The 16,690-nt window shown below is 45.1% G+C and carries 12 protein-coding genes; 1 reads left to right on the plus strand and 11 read right to left on the minus strand.

The window, feature by feature from the left end:
* Window positions 1-5: 5 nt before the first annotated feature.
* Together ADH67_RS09240 and ADH67_RS09245 are read right to left on the minus strand one after the other, a co-directional pair.
* Window positions 6-1,544 (minus strand): hypothetical protein, encoded by a 1,539-nt coding sequence (locus ADH67_RS09240; RefSeq protein WP_066594452.1) that lies wholly within the window; start codon window positions 1,542-1,544, stop codon window positions 6-8.
* Window positions 1,545-1,839: 295 nt separating this feature from the next.
* Complete coding sequence (locus tag ADH67_RS09245; protein WP_066594453.1) at window positions 1,840-2,496, minus strand: carbonic anhydrase; 657 nt, start codon at window positions 2,494-2,496, stop codon at window positions 1,840-1,842.
* A 238-nt stretch (window positions 2,497-2,734) separates the two neighbouring features.
* Here ADH67_RS09245 and ADH67_RS09250 point away from each other — a divergent pair, with 238 nt between their 5' ends.
* Window positions 2,735-4,525: an IS1634 family transposase gene (locus tag ADH67_RS09250; RefSeq protein WP_066594455.1), complete on the plus strand. Its 1,791-nt coding sequence runs from the start codon at window positions 2,735-2,737 to the stop codon at window positions 4,523-4,525.
* A 92-nt stretch (window positions 4,526-4,617) separates the two neighbouring features.
* Here the strand turns inward: ADH67_RS09250 and ADH67_RS09255 are convergent, their stop codons facing one another.
* The 9 genes from ADH67_RS09255 to ADH67_RS09295 form a co-directional block, all read right to left on the minus strand.
* A complete protein-coding gene (locus ADH67_RS09255; RefSeq protein ID WP_084081541.1) occupies window positions 4,618-5,943 on the minus strand; it encodes an autotransporter outer membrane beta-barrel domain-containing protein in 1,326 nt (441 codons plus the stop codon).
* Window positions 5,944-5,961: 18 nt separating this feature from the next.
* Window positions 5,962-7,284, minus strand: coding sequence for a hypothetical protein (locus ADH67_RS09260; protein ID WP_066594457.1), 1,323 nt, complete (start codon window positions 7,282-7,284; stop codon window positions 5,962-5,964).
* 672 nt (window positions 7,285-7,956) lie between these two features.
* Window positions 7,957-8,883 carry an NrfD/PsrC family molybdoenzyme membrane anchor subunit gene (gene nrfD, locus ADH67_RS09265; RefSeq protein ID WP_066594458.1) on the minus strand — a complete coding sequence of 309 codons (927 nt, stop codon included), beginning with the start codon at window positions 8,881-8,883 and terminating at the stop codon, window positions 7,957-7,959.
* A 1-nt stretch (window position 8,884) separates the two neighbouring features.
* Window positions 8,885-9,553, minus strand: coding sequence for a 4Fe-4S dicluster domain-containing protein (locus ADH67_RS09270; protein WP_066594461.1), 669 nt, complete (start codon window positions 9,551-9,553; stop codon window positions 8,885-8,887).
* 45 nt (window positions 9,554-9,598) lie between these two features.
* Entirely contained in the window at window positions 9,599-10,678 is a 1,080-nt protein-coding gene (locus tag ADH67_RS09275) for a cytochrome c3 family protein (protein ID WP_066594464.1), read from the minus strand.
* A 22-nt stretch (window positions 10,679-10,700) separates the two neighbouring features.
* Entirely contained in the window at window positions 10,701-11,534 is an 834-nt protein-coding gene (locus tag ADH67_RS09280) for a hypothetical protein (protein WP_066594465.1), read from the minus strand.
* A gap of 18 nt (window positions 11,535-11,552) precedes the next feature.
* Window positions 11,553-13,646: an aldehyde ferredoxin oxidoreductase N-terminal domain-containing protein gene (locus ADH67_RS09285; RefSeq protein WP_066594466.1), complete on the minus strand. Its 2,094-nt coding sequence runs from the start codon at window positions 13,644-13,646 to the stop codon at window positions 11,553-11,555.
* 21 nt (window positions 13,647-13,667) lie between these two features.
* Window positions 13,668-14,378, minus strand: a complete 711-nt coding sequence (locus tag ADH67_RS09290; RefSeq protein WP_066594470.1) for a 4Fe-4S dicluster domain-containing protein — start codon at window positions 14,376-14,378, stop codon at window positions 13,668-13,670.
* 665 nt (window positions 14,379-15,043) lie between these two features.
* A complete protein-coding gene (locus ADH67_RS09295; RefSeq protein WP_236578574.1) occupies window positions 15,044-16,486 on the minus strand; it encodes an amino acid permease in 1,443 nt (480 codons plus the stop codon).
* Between the last annotated feature and the right edge of the window lie 204 nt (window positions 16,487-16,690).

Here is a 16,690-nt window from a genome sequence, read left to right on the forward strand (position 1 = left end):
TTGTATTAGTAAGGACCGGCTTCGATAACTCCATTGTTTACTAAGCTAAAAACTGCTTCTCCATCCTTGTCTGTCAAGCTCTCTACCACAAGCGGGCGCCATAGATAATCGGCAGAACTGATATCTTTGCCGGTTGAACCTAATAAAGCTTGGTGAGAACCTTCACTTTTAACAAGAATCTCCAATGTCCCTTTTGCACCGGGCCTATACCAGAGAAGTCCTCCGTCGCCTCGTAATGTTTCAGTTCTTATCGTCAAGGCGGTATTAGGGTCACCCATGTCTACTACGCTGCCCTTAGATAAAGTTAAATTAGTAAGTCTTGAATCGCCGAGCGAAGCCCAAAAGCTTTGGGGCCCCATCGTCAAAGTAGTGGTGCCAAGCTCTTTGATTATGTGAGTGTGGTGAGTAACAATCTGGGCGCGTAATGCACTTTTTTCTCCCAAATTAATATCCAGATGCGAGTTGTGGCCGACTTCGATCTTGTTATCAACATACATAACCCCGTTATCCCGGACATTGAAATCTGCCTTTGAACCAAGATTTCCTAATGAAAGACTCTGTACTCGGATTCCAGAGGCTGTTACCTCTGACTGACCATTGGAAAGCAGTTTCATACCTTCATTAAAAACCACGTTTCCTGCAATATCCACTTTTAAATCAGAGTCAGCTTCGACTAAAACCGGCTTATTAAAATAAACGCTTTCAACTTTAATGTTTGCAGAGGGAGCATCTTGGATAATTAAGGAACTGGGATGGGAAGTATCGAAAAAGAGTGCACCTATAGCCACCGGACGATTAAAAAGAATATTTTTTGCGCTCAGTTCCATGTCCGAAGTAAGTAAGCGAAGCGGACTCTTTATCTCTTCGCTTCCACCAGCATCGGTCGGCTGCATAAAATTAAGATTGTTTGCAGCCTTGATATCTATCTTTGCTCCGTACTGTGCTTCAACCGTTCCAAAAATATAGATATCTTCCGCCCTCATATTCAGCTGACCCTTTTCGCTAACTGCGATGGCCAACTCATCTTGATAACTTTTATATTGGTCGGAATACGGGGTCATTAAAACAATTTTTCCACCGGCTTGAAGCGTTGTAGTCGTGTCGTGACCTACGGATACAGCATACCCGAACCCCTTCTCTTCTGTCGGACGAGGACTGATAGTGATGTCCCCACCTGTCAGAATACTGACCCCTTGTTCATCTGCGTGAAGCCCAGGAAAAAGGAGTTTGGCAGGGTTGTCCGGATTCCGATAATTCATGAAAAAACCGGAATTGACTGAATTGATAACAACATCGCCTGTTGCCTTGACATTCCACGCTACAGGGATTTGGTTCGAGCTAAAAATAAACTCTCCATCTTTACGAGCCTCTTCAAAAGCCTGCTCTATTTCTTTCTGCAGCCCTGGGAAATAACGCTCCCAGTTTAATTCCAACGGATCTCTCGAGGTTGTGCTTTTCTTCCCCGCATAAACATGATCAAACTGCCCTGCAGAAACCGGCAGAGTAAGAAAAGCCAAGCTCAGCAGCGTTAATGTCTTCCTCATTGTCTTGTTCCCTATGGTTCTAATTCATACCTAAGCTATATTCCCGAATTGGTTCCTTAAGTGGAGTTATGAATTAGCATGGTACGATGCTCTCGTTAGTACCCTTACTTGTCACTCTACATGACAAGAGAAAACCATAAGAAATCAAAGTGCACGATTTGAGTCCTTATATATTTTAAGGCCGTGAAGATTTTTATAAAATCACCCGCTTGGACGGAAAGCACCTCGCTAATGTGGAAGTAAAAAACACCTTCTGAGGAAAACTCGAAAGGTGCTACCTTTACAAGAGGTTATCTTACGGCAGGTGATTCTCACCCGGAACTCTTTTGAGCGGAAGAAAATCTTCTCGGTCCGGACTGAATCTAAACAACTCTCCTTCTCTCAGATCGTAGTACAGAGCGTGCAGTTTTAATGTGCCTTGCTCTACCCGTTCATAAATCCACGGATAAGATAGAAGATTATCTAGAGACACCAACACTGCCCCCTCCTCACAATGCCTTGTTCTGCATATATGGGTTTCATCTGCCGTCAGATTTTTTAGCCTTTCTAAGGCCGGAGATGCAATGGCAACCCAGTCTTGAATATAGGTTTCCGAAGCAATCGATGCCGGCTCGATAAGGCCGTGAATACCGCCGCAATTGGAGTGTCCTAAGACGACAATATGTTCAATGTTCAAATGCTTCACACCATACTCTATCGCCGCCATCACAGAACTCGGTGCCTTGACTTGAGAGACGTCCGGCACGAGAGCAGCAACATTGCGGATGACGAAAAGTTCTCCCGGCTTGCAATTCAAAAGAAGGGCCGGATCAACACGCGAGTCACAGCACGAAATTACCAGAGTCTTTGGGTTCTGCTGCTTTTCCAGCGACTCAAAGAAATCCCTTTCTTTCAGAAAATATTTTTGTTTGAAATGATGGAATCCCGCAAGCAGTTGGTGAAAATTTTCCAATCTTTTTTCCTTTCAGACCAAAGAAAAACTATCCAAGTCAAAGCTACGTATTGGTCGGATTGTAATTTGAAAAACTCAAAAAACTGAGAACTTCGTTGGATCTTAGAGCCTGAATTCCCGTTAATCTAGGTGCATATTTAACAATTTCTTGCTTTTTCTTAATAACTTGCTGATTTAGTGCTCTTTTTGAGTTACGAATCAGCTTTTTTATATATTTCATAGGTGATAATTATCTCCTATGGAAACCGATACTTCTCAAACAAATTTTGATCCTTCGGCTCAAGAAAACTATTTCATTGAGTCAGGAGTTATCTCACCCATTTTTATTAAGAACAATCATGGGATTAGATATGCGATTTTCTACAGAAATAAATGGGAAGGCTCCACTTGCCAGAAACAATTCCAGAAAACGGTAGGAAGAATTTTTGATGATGACTCAGTAGAGCTAGGAAAGAAATTCTTAAGTCAGTTTCCTGCTTTAAAGGACTGCAAGGCCACCTTATCTGGAAGAACAATACGTCTTGCCGGTCCAAATATTGCGGTGCTTCCACCTCTTGAGCCCATGGCTCAACAACGTCAGGCTTTCTTTGATGAACTCGATCAGAACACTCGACTTTCTGCCGGAGCCTCCTATGTCTTGTGGCAAATAGCCCAACAAAACCATCTGCTGACTGATCTTGAGGATGTATTTGGGAAAAACCGTGCGGCAGTTCTTCTGTCTTTGGCTATTTTCTTTGCCTCCGATCCGGGCGCCGTTGCCTCAGAATTTGAGATCTACAGCCATCACACTTGGCTGCCTTGCTCTCCCTTGAGCTCTCAGGAAGTCTCCGAAGTTTTTCAAAGCATCTTAAATCCAGAAGTCATGCGATTTCTTCACAAAAGGATTCAACACTCTAAATCTTCCGAGCAGAATTCTCTTTATTGGAGCTTTGACACCACCTCTATCTCTTCTTACTCTGAAACCATCCGAAAAACTGCCTATGGTTACAGCAAAGAAAATCCAGAACTGCCTCAGTTAAACTTGGGTCTGATCGTTTCCGAAAATTCCGGAGAACCTCTGTATTACAAAGTTCTGGAAGGTTCAATTTCTGATCCTCTGGCTTTAAGGCAGTTGTTGGTAGACACCGCTCAATTGGATACCTCCAACGTTAGCTTAGTCATGGATAGAGCCTTTAGCTCACCTTCTTTGCTTGACCAACTTTATAAAAACAATCTTGGATTTATCTGCGGCTCTAAGACCAACCTTAATTACTGCAAATCGGTTATTAACAGTTTTGCCAGGGAATTGCAGTTAGGAGGCGTGGATACATTCTTAGAAGAATATGGACTGCAAGCCAAAACATCTTCAACTACTTGGTCTTACTACGATCCTTCAACAGGTTATCGTGAAAGGAAGCCACTGTATATCCATGTTTATCTTGACCCATTCCGTGCCGCCGGAGAAAGAGAAACATTGTTGAAAAAGCTGAAAAAACTGCAGAAAAAAATTAAAGCTAAATCTCCCTTAAATAAACCGGAAGCAGACTTGCGTAAACAGTTCTTTATCAAGGGCTCTCTAGGATGGGCTTACGACAAAGAACTGTGGCAGCAAAATGAAAAACTACTAGGGCTATTCGTATTGGTGTCCAGCTCAGTATCTTCGGCAGCTGAAGCTTTGAGAATTTACCGGCAAAGAGACATCGTGGAGAAGAACTTCAATAACCTCAAAGAGAGATGTTCGGGACGCCGCATGCGTTGCCAGGAAAGCGCTTTAGAAGGAAAAGTATTTGTTCTATTTCTAAGCTTGATTTTGCTGATGAATTTAAAAATGCGTTTCCACCGGGCAAGAGAAGAAGAAAACTGTCAGGAAGAAAAAGCAAAATTTTTGCCTGACGATGTCCCCGACTTCTTAAGAAGCCTGAGTGTGATAGATGTCACAAGCCGGAAATCAGAAAACAATCAATTCTTTTATTGGGACTTAATTCCAAAGAAAATAAGATTAACTTTGGAAGCCATAGGAATCAAAGAACCTCCTAGATTTATCACCTAGGAGGTCCGGAATTCAGGTTAGAGAAAGAGCATGCGAATGAAAGAAAACCAAAGTACTACGGCCTCCCATATGAGAAGCCGTTTTCTTAAAGACTAAAAGAGGATACTAGCGCCTACTCGGATCTGCAGATCGGTTTTAATTCGATGTCCCGATTCCCGGTTTACCTGAGCAAAAAATTTCACTCGGTCCTTAGCTTTAACTTCGAACCCAACGCCGTAATAAGCACGAGTCCCCAGGGACTTATCTTCAAAACTAAACTCGTTTAACCGAGCTTTGGTTTTACCGAGGAATTCATGCAATATGCCTCCTTGCAAATACACTTGGGCAGGATTTTTATCAGCAATCAAAAAATTTTTCCCGATATCAACGCCAATGCGCCCGGTAAGACTCTTCCCGTCTTTTACTGACACGTTCATACCATTGTCCAGAGAGAAATCTTTTCCTTTAAGCCAGTAAGATGACAGTTGGATCTGAGGCTGAATAAAGTAGTAGTCATGCTCCCCGCTGTTCAAAAACTGGAACTGGTGTCCGGCCTCCGCAGAAACGCCTGCACCGAAATTAGAATATTTTGCGCTGGTGGGAACTCCATCGATCATTTCAGTTGAAAGATGGTGGCGATACTGGTTAAACGTAAGCACAACGTCAGCATAACTGCCTTTTTGATTAAACCACGTTAAATAACCTCTTGCTCCAACAGCATCAGTTTTGACCTTTCCTTTTTCGTCGTCATTGACTTTCAATTTGGCATGAGCAAAATCTATATCGGCCCCGACAATTACTTCCGGAGAAATCTGACGGTTAATGCCGATAGCTGTCCCGAGGTTTTTAAGTCTTCCGCTTACTCCTTCATGGAAAGAGAGACGAGATTTGTCATAGCGGAATAATACATAGGTGCGGTCATGACTTTCGTTGAAGTTATTGCGAATGTCTCCCAATCTCTCCCGTAGCTCACTCAAAGCTCCAAGGTATTGTGTAACTTGAGTACCTTGTCCTATGGCAGCCAATGCCAGCTTTGCACCACTGGATAAACCGTCCGGTTTCGGCATTAAATCATCAGGATACGTCCCGGGATTATTCGGTTCCGAAGGCAAAGGAGGGAGTGGATCCTGCGGCTGCGAAGGAGAATCTGCCGGAGGTTGGCCGTCCGAAGGAGGAGCTTCCGGCTTTGGATTCTGAGCTGCAGTGACTAACCATACTTTATCTGAACCGTCGGCATATTCTCCGAGCTGAAGCTTGTACTGATAAGGCCCCGCTTCTACCACACCCCCATTGGCTAAATAAAATTCACCTTTGCTGTTTTCCGGACTTGATCCATCAATTGTCACGGTCTGAAAAAGGTAGTGAGTCTCTTGGATACTTCTTCCCGTAGATCCTAAAAGGGCAAAATGAGTACCCTCGCTCTTATTATTAATTTTCAGGGTACCTTGAGCCCTTGGCTAGTACCATAAGACACTACAGTCGCCTTGCAGGGTATCGGTAGTGACCGTGATAGATTCACCTGGCGCCCCCATCTCCAAAACACTGGTCTTGGACATCGTCAGTGTATTGACATTCGAATCTGAAATAGGAAACCAAATACTGCCCTGCCCCATGGTTACGGAAGTTGATCCGAGCGGATCTGCCTCCACATAAGCCCTGAGGGAGCTTCCTTTTCCAAGATTAATATCAACGTGAGAGCGGTTTCCGACTTTGATAATTCCGTCGACCTGCATAACACCGTTGTCTTTAACATTGAAGCTGGCCTTGGAATCAGTGCCGTTAATCAAAATATTCTTAACTCGAATTTTGGTCGCAGAAATATCGGAGCTACTATTGTTTGAGAGTACCAGCTCTTCATTAAAAACAACGGAACCTGCAATATTTACCTTCAGGTGGGAGAAGTCATCAACAAACGCGGGAAAATAAAACCAGACATTTTCTACGGCGATGTTTTCCTCGAGATTGTCTTCGATAGTCAATTGACTGGGATGGGGCGTATCAAAAAACGTCTGACCAATATCTACCTGACGGTTGAAAAAGATATTTGAGGCACTAAGAGTCATTCCGGAGGCAATCAAACTTATAGGCATCTCATTTGCGTTTTTTATTCCGACCGCCGGATCCGTAGGTTTCAAAAAATAGAGGCTATTTGAAGCATTGATATTAACGGTGGCACCGTATTGCGCAACGACGCCTCCGTAAACATATACATCTTCAGCCTTTAGATTTAGCTTTCCATTTTCAGCTACGGCAATAGAAAGGCCATCCTGATAGCTTGAATCGGATTTCTGATCCAGAGCTTTCAGTACAATCTTTTTTCCTGCCTCTAAAGTAGTTGATGTATCCGAGTCGACCGCCACGGCATATCCATAACCTGCATGGTTCGTAGACTTAGGAGAGACAATTATGTCTCCTTGAGTTTTGATCAACACGTCGTTATTGGCGTTTTCCAATTCCGGAAATACGATTTCGTGTGTCTTAGGATCTCTGTACGAGCGGTAAAAACCGGAATTAATTGAGTTTATGATGACGCCCTTTTCTGCCGTGATATTCCAAGCTACGGGGGAAAGGTTAGTTTCCAGCTTGAAAATCCCGTCTTTTTTTGCTTCTTCGAAGGCTTTCTTTACTTCCTCTTCCAAGCCAGGAAAGTACTTTCTCCAAGTTTCCATTGTTTTTGGCCAAGAGGGTAAGTTTTGTCCGGTATTTATCGGTTGGGGGTCGGCAGCAAAAGCCGGCAAAGCGCACAAAGATAAGCTTAGTAGTAATAATTCTTTTCTCATGTCCTGGAATCGGCATAGTCTAGCCTATCCATAAGTTATTAGCCTAAATAGGATACCTATAATTAGTTATGAACTAGCGTAGCTATACTTATATATTTAAGTGAAAACTCGCAAAAATCTACAGGAGCAAGGAGGAGGAAGGCAATATGCTTGTGCCCATTCTAGGTACTATTTTTTTAGTGAAAAAGTGAAACTTTTGTAAAATTTAAAGTTTATTTGCTAATATTTAGCAAGTTAATCCTTAATCCGTAGGAAAGTTCTTTTTTCATAAGAATCTTTCAAATGAATTGACCCCCAAAGGAAATGTTCTCGCAAGCAAATTGATTGCATAAGACTTTATTGAACGTAACATTGGGCTGGTTTCTGCTGTCTTGACACGTATTTGTTTCAAACAAGGCCGTTGTATTTAAACAACAGTTTCTATGCTTTACTTATTTTAATCTCGGCGATTGTGCACGATTCTCGATTTTCTGCCGTGATTCGTCACTGTTTGAGCCTGTTCAATACTGCATCTAGGTGGCTTTCTCAATAGCTTTAATTACCGAGCATGGCCGGCAGCTTCTGAATTCCGGAGGAAGCTGACTTTTCTTATGCAGGAGCCAAAAAAAAGAGGACGGCCTGTAGCACACCGTCCCGGTTTCAATAAGATCTAAAAAAACTAATAGATTATTTTTAATTCAGTCCGTTGAGTTGTCCTGCGTAAAGAATGAACAAACGCAAACACATCATGCCTACTATCGCGGCTGTACATCCGGTGTAGAAGCAAAATGCTGAACGGAAGAAGCTCAGTGTAATGGGCACGACCATCCCGATAAAGATAGCGCCGAACCAGAAGACACAAGACCAAGTTCCCGTCGTAAATGCCGTAAATGCAAGCTGTGCAGCCTCCGTTCCGGTGATAAGCGAAACGGCAATCATGAAGATGCACATGGCTTCAACCAAAATAATCGGATACTCGGCCACATGCAGCTGATGCATAGGAGCATCTTCGCGTTGGGCACCGAATGCCATCGCCACCAGACGAACTGCTGCGCCGCCGGCAGAAAAACCGGAAGCAACGAACAGCGCCGGAAGAACAGCCGTATTGATAAGCGGAAAGCGAATCAATGCCGAAATCAGGAAGCCGGTGTAGGCACAAATCACGATGGCTAAAATCATCACGGCCCAGTCCAACAGCACCCGAAAGCCGGCAAGGAAATCCGTAATCGGCTTTAAGAAAGCCAGAATCTTCAAATCCTTGAAAACCAGTAGCGTGAGCACGAAAAGCAAAGGGATGTAAAAGAGCAAAGCCATTACACCAATGCTCATCACAGAGGTCGGATTGTAATAAATCAGGATTCGCCAGAACTGGAATGGATCGGTCAAGTCCAGAACCAAGCAAACCATACCCAGCAAGATGGTAACTAAACCGACGATGCTAGCCGCCTTCATCTGAGGAGTATCCGCGTGAGAGTGGCTGAATAAATTCAGAATGACTGCCAGCGCCACTGCACCGCCGGAAATACCGGCAAGGAACAAATACACGGCAATCGGCCACGGCCAAGCGACGCTCCCGGATAATCCGGTCGTGAAGTCAATGATAATGTCAGTAGGTTGCATATCAGACTCCTTTCTTAATAATCGGGATATAGTGCAGATTCGGCTGTGTACCTAACATTGCACGAACACGGACTGTATCCTTAACGGCGAGCACTTTATTGACGTATGAATTCGGATTATTAGCGTCACCGAAAATCAAAGCGTCATAGCGGCAGGCTTGTACACAAGCCGGCAATTCTCCGATAGCCAACTTGGTATGCAGGCAAAAGTCGCAGTTTTCTGCCGCTTTGGTTTTTTCGTTGATAAAGCGCACATTGTACGGACAGCCAGCGATGCAGTATTTACAGCCTACGCAGCGGTCATTGTCCATCGTGACGATATTGGTAGCCGGGTCGATATGAGCTGCTCCGGTCGGGCAGACTCTGACACAAGGCGGTTCAGAACACTGCTGGCAGGAGACGCGTACATACTTCCGATTGCCGGGGGTTCCGTCCAGAGGAGACTGCCGTTCCAGTGTCATACGAAGCTGACCGGCTGGAACGTTGTTTGTCTCTGAACAAGCTTCTTTACACGCGCCGCATCCGACACACTTGTTCTGATCAAAGATCATCACAAACCGAGGCTGATACCCGCTGACATTTCCGGCTTCTGCTTCTTTGTCGAGCGGAATCATCGTTCCGACTGCACCCAAAGCGGCAGTGGTTAAAAATTTTCTACGGTCTATTGTCATGATATTTTCCTCGCTGTCCTTTTATAAAGGACAGCGTTGACTCGGTTACTTAAGTGGATTAACGGGAGTCTTGGAGAAACTTCCTTTGTCGAGGATATCCTGAGCCTTACGGATGTAATTTTGGGCTGCGGATAAGCGCTGGGTCAGGTAGTTGTGTGCGTGAGCACCCCAAGAGCCGTCCTTTTCGATCATGTCGGCAATCTGCGTTGCCAAATCGACATAGGAAAGAACCTCTGTTCTCTGATCGCGATCAAGACGCGTGACTTCAAGAAGTTTGTTGATTCTTTCAGTAGCACCGCGAATTTCTTCGTAGCCGCTCTTAATCGGATCCTGCCACTTATTTAACTCACCGTAAATCTGCTTCTGATCTTTGTAGACAAGACCTTCTTCGAGTTTGGAGGTATATTGGCTATGGCAGCCTTTGCCTTCAAATACCGTCCAATCAGCCGGAGCATTACGTGCGCAGCTCCACATCAAGTCGACATAATCTCGGCCTTTTTCGTCTTTAGCCAAAACATACTTAGTGACTTTCTTGCCGTCGGCTTCAACTTCCTGAGGAATATAGGAAGTCTGATCCGGAGAAGGATTGATCTTGTACATATGGGCTCGATACAGAGCAACGGAAGCGGCTTTTGATTGATCAGCCGTATACTGCTCAGGCATCGGCATTGTCGGCATGTGGCAAGCGATGCAGTCAAGCTCGCTGTGTGTATCGGTATGCTTGAATACATCTGCTTGGACAGTATGACAGTCCTTGCAATCCTGCTTCATCTTAGGATTACTGATGTAGGCCATCCAAGCGGTACCTTTGATCTGAGTCTGATCGTGGCAGGAGAGACAGCCGACGCCATTTTTAGCATGAACACTCATGAAATGCTGGGCTGTCTTATCGTTGTAATTGGCTTCAGCAAGATTGCGAAGTTCTTTTTTAGAAAATTTCTTAGGTTCAGCTTTAGGATCGATGCCGAGAGACTGAAGAAAGCCGTCGACGCCTTCGATCTTGAACGGTACATTCTTCAGAAATTCAGGTACTGGGACCGGCACGTTATCCTGCCCCGCTGCGATAGAACTGAAGCCAAGGCAAGCGAATACGGTAAGAATGACGGTAGTTTTGATATTCAACATTTTTAGCCTTTGAATTCGTTAATTATGGATTGAACGGTCTTCTTTCCTGCTCTTCTGCAAGGAAATCAGCGTACTCGTCTTCCAAATATTTATCTGAGTAAAGAAAGAGAACGCCGCTCGAGGTTTTGGTCACCTTAATGTCGCTGTATTCTTCTTTATTTCCCATCACATCTAAAATTTCAGCAAGGCGCTGGCTTTCAAAATTGAAGGGAGTTTTAAGAAACATTTGCGCAGGTACCGGTCTCGGATAGATGCGGGAGTTTTCTCTTATCTGATCGGAGATAAGCGCTTCATCGTCATCTTTGACGGATAACAAGCGTGCATAAGAGTTAGAAAGCAGAGGCTTAAAGTAAAAGAACTCCGTGCCGTCCGGCTTTTTAATGCTCATTACACCAAGATCTCCTTCCAAAGCTGCCTGCATGACCGCTTCGAAGTATCCGGGCAACTCGGCATCCAACTCTTCATCACTTTTCAGATCAGCAGGATGAATATCTCCGTGAACTAAGGAGCGGAGCATTTCACGGCGGCTGAGAGCCTTTCGGCTCGGCCGCAGATTCGGATGTTCGGCTTCGTAGAGATCAACCTTTCCCTCCGGAGTCATTTGAACCTCAAATGCCTGAGTCTCTTTACGATCGAGAGCCCTTTCCAGAACCGCGTCCGTAGTGATTTCGGCGGCAGTCTTAATTTCTTCGGCTGTCGGAGCCTTGGCTGTATGAACCTTACGAAGGAAGATTTCTCTTAACTTCCCGGTGTCAACCAGCTCAGTTTTGCCGCTGAATTCAGCAACGATATCGGCCAAAAGTAAAACGTGTACTTTGAAGATAGGCAGATCGTAGATATTTTCCTGTTTACTCATAATTAATATCTCTCGGATTTACTTGATGAGACCTTCTTTTTGAAGAGCCGGGATGACGAAGTCGAGATGATATTCTTTCAACGTATCGACAGTCGGAACGCCTGTCTGCTTGTTGAATCCCATTTGTTCAAAGAAGATATCGAAGCTCTTCTGGATATCAGCCGGATCCATGCGGACAGTACCTTTAGTGAAAGGCTTTTTATCCTTCGGATCCCAGTAAATCCAACCGGGGACGGTGTCGTGATCCTGACGCATATTAGAGCTGTCGAGCTGACGCATTGTGTAGACGCGCTGCAGGAGCCATGCGCGGGTCGCATCTTTATCCAAATCATCGCCGGTCTTCTTAACGCCGGTGACAGCGGAGAAGACCTTGGCTTCAATGTTCGGATCGCCTACATACTGGTTCTTTTCATCCGGGCAATACTCCCATGGGCCCATCCAAGAACACAGTCCCAACATATTGTGCAATTCGGTACGGGCGATAACCCATGCCAAACGCTTCATCTTGTATTCATTCACCGGCGTGTAATCGCCGATTTGGTCAACAGCACTCTCGTCTCCCCAGGTCACTTTAGCGATGTGCTTCATTTCCTTAATTGGAAGACCACTGCGGGTGAAGTTTACGTGTGCGTGAGCCATCGGGTCACGGTTCCACATACAGTTCAAAACGCAACCGAGCTGTGCATCATCTTCATTGGTATGATGCTTCGGGTGACCGTTGGACCAATACAGTGAACGATGGTCATCACTCCATGTCTTCAGAGGGATGCCGAAATGTTCGAGCATAACCGGGGTTGTTTCTCCCATCCACTTACCGAATTCACCTTGTCTGTAGGCAATCTTCGGAAGAAATTCCTGCATAGCGGAAGCGTCAACGTCATCGATCTTCTTCCATGGCAAGGAGTCGTATTCTTCCTTAGAAAGAAGTTTCTTCCAATAACCGTCGGTATACATCATGACCATATCGCGCTGGATTTGGCCGTAGTTACACCACAAACCTAAATCATCCATCAGCTGGCTGCCGACAATTGCGATCTCGATGTTTCTTTCCGGGTGCAGCTTGAGATTCGGGTAGAAAAAGACCGGGAAGAGCAAACCGCCGCAAGTCTGTTCAGTAATCGGGCTGACATTGAATTTAGCAGCAGTCTTGACATCTTTAATCACCGGATAGCAGCGAATCGGACAAGCAAAGCAGCCGTTGTTGCGGACATGCAGCCCCCATTCCTTATCACCTAAGAAGAATTCTCCGGCATTCGTACGGAAGGCCATCTTAGAGAGGCGGCGCGTATCCAAAGGAACATTAATCGGAGGATTAGCAGCTCCCCATTGTTTCCCGGGCATACCGGACCAGCGGGAGTTCAAGGAATGGTATTCAAAGAGCGGGTGCGGATAGCGGGAAACGACGGTCTGCGTCAGAGCGCCGAGTAATTCTTTATGACGGTTGACGAGTTTTTCCCAGTCTTCCTTATCAGCTGCGATATGGATGGCTTGGTCGCCGTCAATCGCGATACCCTTCAAATTCTTGGAGCCGAAGACACCGCCGATACCACCGCCTGTATGACTCTTGGCATTAATCACGATGGACATCGGAACAAGATTTTCACCGGCCGGTCCAATGACGGTAACGGATGCGTTCGGAGAAGTTTCCTGGCTGATCAATTCATGAGATCGGCGTGTACCTTCGCCCCAAATGTGCCCTGCATTACGGATTTGAACGTCATCGTTGTTGATGTAGATATAAACGGGTTCTTTAGCCTTACCTTCAACGATGATGAAATCGTAGCCGGCATATTTAATTTTTGCACCGATATCACCGCCCAAGTGAGCACTTCCGACCATGTGTCTCGGATAAGTAGTCGGGTACATCGTGGTGATAGATGTTCTGCCGGAGCAAACGGCGCCTGTACCTGTCAGAGGTCCGGGAGCGATAACAAGTTTATTGGCTTCATCGAAAGCCTGAGTCTTAGGCGGTACTTCATCCCAAAAGATCTTATAGCCGAGCGCAGTGCCGCCAATCCATTGTTTATCTGTCGGAACTGTAGAGACTTCGCCTGTAGAAAGATTGATTCTGAGACCTTGACCGGTCCAACCGTATTTTTTTGTATCAGACATATGCGTAACCTATAGAGAAAATCAGCCGTGACAAATACCGCATTGGTCGTTGTTGTTCTGAGGCAGATAGCCATGCTGCGTACTGCGGTTAGGTTCCTTGGACCGATCAACCCAGGGAACGTAGCGGATAGCTTCTGTCGGACAGGCTTTTACGCACTTCGGATCGCCGTCGCAAAGGAAACATTTGCTGGCGACATTCTTTTCAGCGTCAAAGCTCATCATGTTCCACGGACAAGCTTTTTGGCAGAGACCGCAGCCAATGCAGATTTCTTCGTCTACATAGCGGGCGCCGGTCTTTGGATTTACGCGAATAGCACCTTGCGGACAAGCGTTAGCGCAAGGTACCGGGTGGTCGCATTGACGGCAAGTGTCTTGGATACAAATCGGGTCAAAACCGAAAGCACCGTTATTGGGGCTAACGAGGGCCGTTCCTTGCGGACCGTACCACATGTTGCGGTTAATCTTGATTCTGGCAAGCTTAGGGTCGGCTTTTCCGTCATTAAATTCCGTACAGGCCAATTCACAGCGCTGACAAGTCACGCAAAGGCTCGGATCTGCAATGAGGATGCCTTTTGGTGCTGAGAGGATGATATAGGGCTGGGCGCCTGTTTGGGCTTTTACGGTATTCATAGCAGCCATTGCAGCGGCAACTGTCGATACCTCTAAAAAGCCACGACGGGTGATATCTAACGGCAAACGTGCCTTAGAGAGCAGTTCTTTAAGATCTAACATTAAAGACTCCGTTGATTGCAAAGTAAATGGGGATGCTTATTCATTAGTTCGCACTAATGAACTTATGGTTTTCGAAGGGGAGCGATTTATAAGGGATTCACGTCCGGAAAAAGGACGATCCTCTTAATTTGGAGGAGGGAGAGAGAAAGGCAGAGTCGCGTTTTGCTTTACGAGTGAGCAAAACGATTGAGAGAGAACTTGTCTACCGGTAATTTTTCTATTTATCCGGACGGAAAGCATTTTGAGCTCCTTGCTACGAAACCATTAGTTGGGGTGAAAGAAATCGTTTCGTTTCATTTCGTTTCAGAGTATATCCCTAAGAACTAACCCGATAACAGATTGTCAAATTTTGTAACTATCACTCAAATATGTTATTTACTCATCCGAAAGGATGAATATAAATGTTGAACATCAATGAATCTTTGACAGTTTGTAATAAATATTTGGTTACACCCAAATTGAGATCTATTGTTGGATTTTCACAAAAAAGTACCAAATTAGTACGCTAACTTATTGAAAAGGATGTCTATATATGCGCAAAAACTGTAATTTTTAACAATTATCGAACTGAATTATGTCGGAGATCTCACTCGTCAATGAACAGGTTCTTGCCTCATACGTTTTCATGAGATTTCAAATAGTTTTTGGAGTTAGAAAGAACTGTATTACCGCTTTGACGCCGTTTCAATGGAATTTTTCTGCTGGCGCTGATATTGATTGAAGAAGTACAAAGGTGTTGAGATAAAAATAACCAATCCGGCAATCAAGAAAAGGATATACCCAAGGCTCGCCCAAACTCCCTTTGAGAGAATTTGTTCCGGAGGAACCAATCCGCACAAAATAGAAATAAAACAAGTGACGAAAGCAACCCCTGACATCAGACACAATCCAACTTTGCCGCCGGGTACTTGATAAGAACCTTTCTTATCGGGATACCGCAGCTTAAGCCGAATAGCAGCTGCAAACATCAGAAGATACATCACCATATAGAGCTCTCCGCAAAGAGCTAAAAAAAGCCAAAAAGCATCTGACACCGATGGCATTACCAGCACACTCAAAGCCAAGAATGTGGCACATCCTGTCTGCAGAATCAGGATGCTGGTTTGCATACCGAATGAATTTCGAGTTTGCCAGTATTTAGGCAGGTAACCTTCTTGGGCTACTTCGAGTAGGCCCCGGGAGGGTCCGTTCATCCACGTTACGATGGAAGCGAGAGCACCGTAGGCCAGAAAAGCAGCAAGGATAGGAGTGAACCATGAAAAACCAAGAGCTTTAAGCATGGTCTCAAAACTTTGACATACACCCGCAGACATGGAAAGCTGAGTACCGGGGACCACTAAAGCAACGGATAAGGCACCGAAGATAGAGAAGAAAAGAATAATAAGTGAGGCCAAGAAGATAGCTCTCGGGAAGGCCGATGTCGGATTCTTCATATTGGTTACGTGAACGGAACTCATTTCCATACCCGCTAATGAAACCATCATCCCCGCCAGCAGCATCCACTGTTTTGGAGTGGATAAGTCCGGAATTAGGGCCGCGCCTCCGTTAAAAGGAATCTGGATTGGTTTGTCGGTGAGAATATAGGCGGATGCAATCGCTATAAGAAAGAAGCCGGGAATGATCGTACCTACCAGCACCCCGGACTTGGAGAGAAAAACCGAAAGTCTCATGCCTCGGAAATTCAGAACAGTCGCAATCCAAAGAATGGCGATAGTGGTAAAGAAAATATACCAGCGGTTGTGCGCGAGATCAGGACTGAAGGTGTATGCCAAGCAAGTTGCCACAAAAGTCGCTGCTGCCGGATACCAAGGCAAGTTCTGAACCCACTCCATAAAGATGGCGAGGAACCCGTATTTAGGGCCGAATGCTTCACGCACCCAAACAAAAACACCGCCGCGTTCCGGATAGGTACTAGCTAACTCAGCCGAAACCAAAGCCGAAGGGACAAAGAAACAAACAGCGGAAGCAACGAGGAAAAAGATAATATTCCAGCCATACTCGGCCATACTCGGCAAGTTTCTCAAAGAAAAGACCGAGCAAACTGTGAGCATGGCCATGGCACCGATGCTCAATGTAAAACTTGTTTTATTTCTGTCGGTATCGCCCACGGCCCTTCCTTCCACAACTTTCAACTTCGGACTATAGCCCCATGATTCGAATGCAGATTTCTAAAGATCCCAAAACAGAACCATTCCACTCAGAGATTAATAATGTTTTAGTTTTTCTTCGGCAGCAGAGTCATCCAGCACATATCGAACATTCAGAACAAAGTCCTAAAAAATCGTGTTTTATAACAATAAGTTGGAGATCTT

Source organism: Turicimonas muris (assembly GCF_002221595.1).
Lineage (GTDB): Bacteria > Pseudomonadota > Gammaproteobacteria > Burkholderiales > Burkholderiaceae_F > Turicimonas > Turicimonas muris.

Excerpts from the sequence above, each read along its gene's own strand:
- ADH67_RS09260 (WP_066594457.1), bottom strand. The coding sequence starts at position 7,284 with ATGAGAAAAGAATTATTACTACTAAGCTTATCTTTGTGCGCTTTGCCG.
- ADH67_RS09270 (WP_066594461.1), bottom strand. The coding sequence starts at position 9,553 with ATGACAATAGACCGTAGAAAATTTTTAACCACTGCCGCTTTGGGTGCA.
- ADH67_RS09280 (WP_066594465.1), bottom strand. The coding sequence starts at position 11,534 with ATGAGTAAACAGGAAAATATCTACGATCTGCCTATCTTCAAAGTACAC.
- ADH67_RS09285 (WP_066594466.1), bottom strand. The coding sequence starts at position 13,646 with ATGTCTGATACAAAAAAATACGGTTGGACCGGTCAAGGTCTCAGAATC.
- ADH67_RS09240 (WP_066594452.1), bottom strand. The coding sequence starts at position 1,544 with ATGAGGAAGACATTAACGCTGCTGAGCTTGGCTTTTCTTACTCTGCCG.
- ADH67_RS09250 (WP_066594455.1), top strand. The coding sequence starts at position 2,735 with ATGGAAACCGATACTTCTCAAACAAATTTTGATCCTTCGGCTCAAGAA.
- ADH67_RS09275 (WP_066594464.1), bottom strand. The coding sequence starts at position 10,678 with ATGTTGAATATCAAAACTACCGTCATTCTTACCGTATTCGCTTGCCTT.
- nrfD (WP_066594458.1), bottom strand. The coding sequence starts at position 8,883 with ATGCAACCTACTGACATTATCATTGACTTCACGACCGGATTATCCGGG.
- ADH67_RS09290 (WP_066594470.1), bottom strand. The coding sequence starts at position 14,378 with ATGTTAGATCTTAAAGAACTGCTCTCTAAGGCACGTTTGCCGTTAGAT.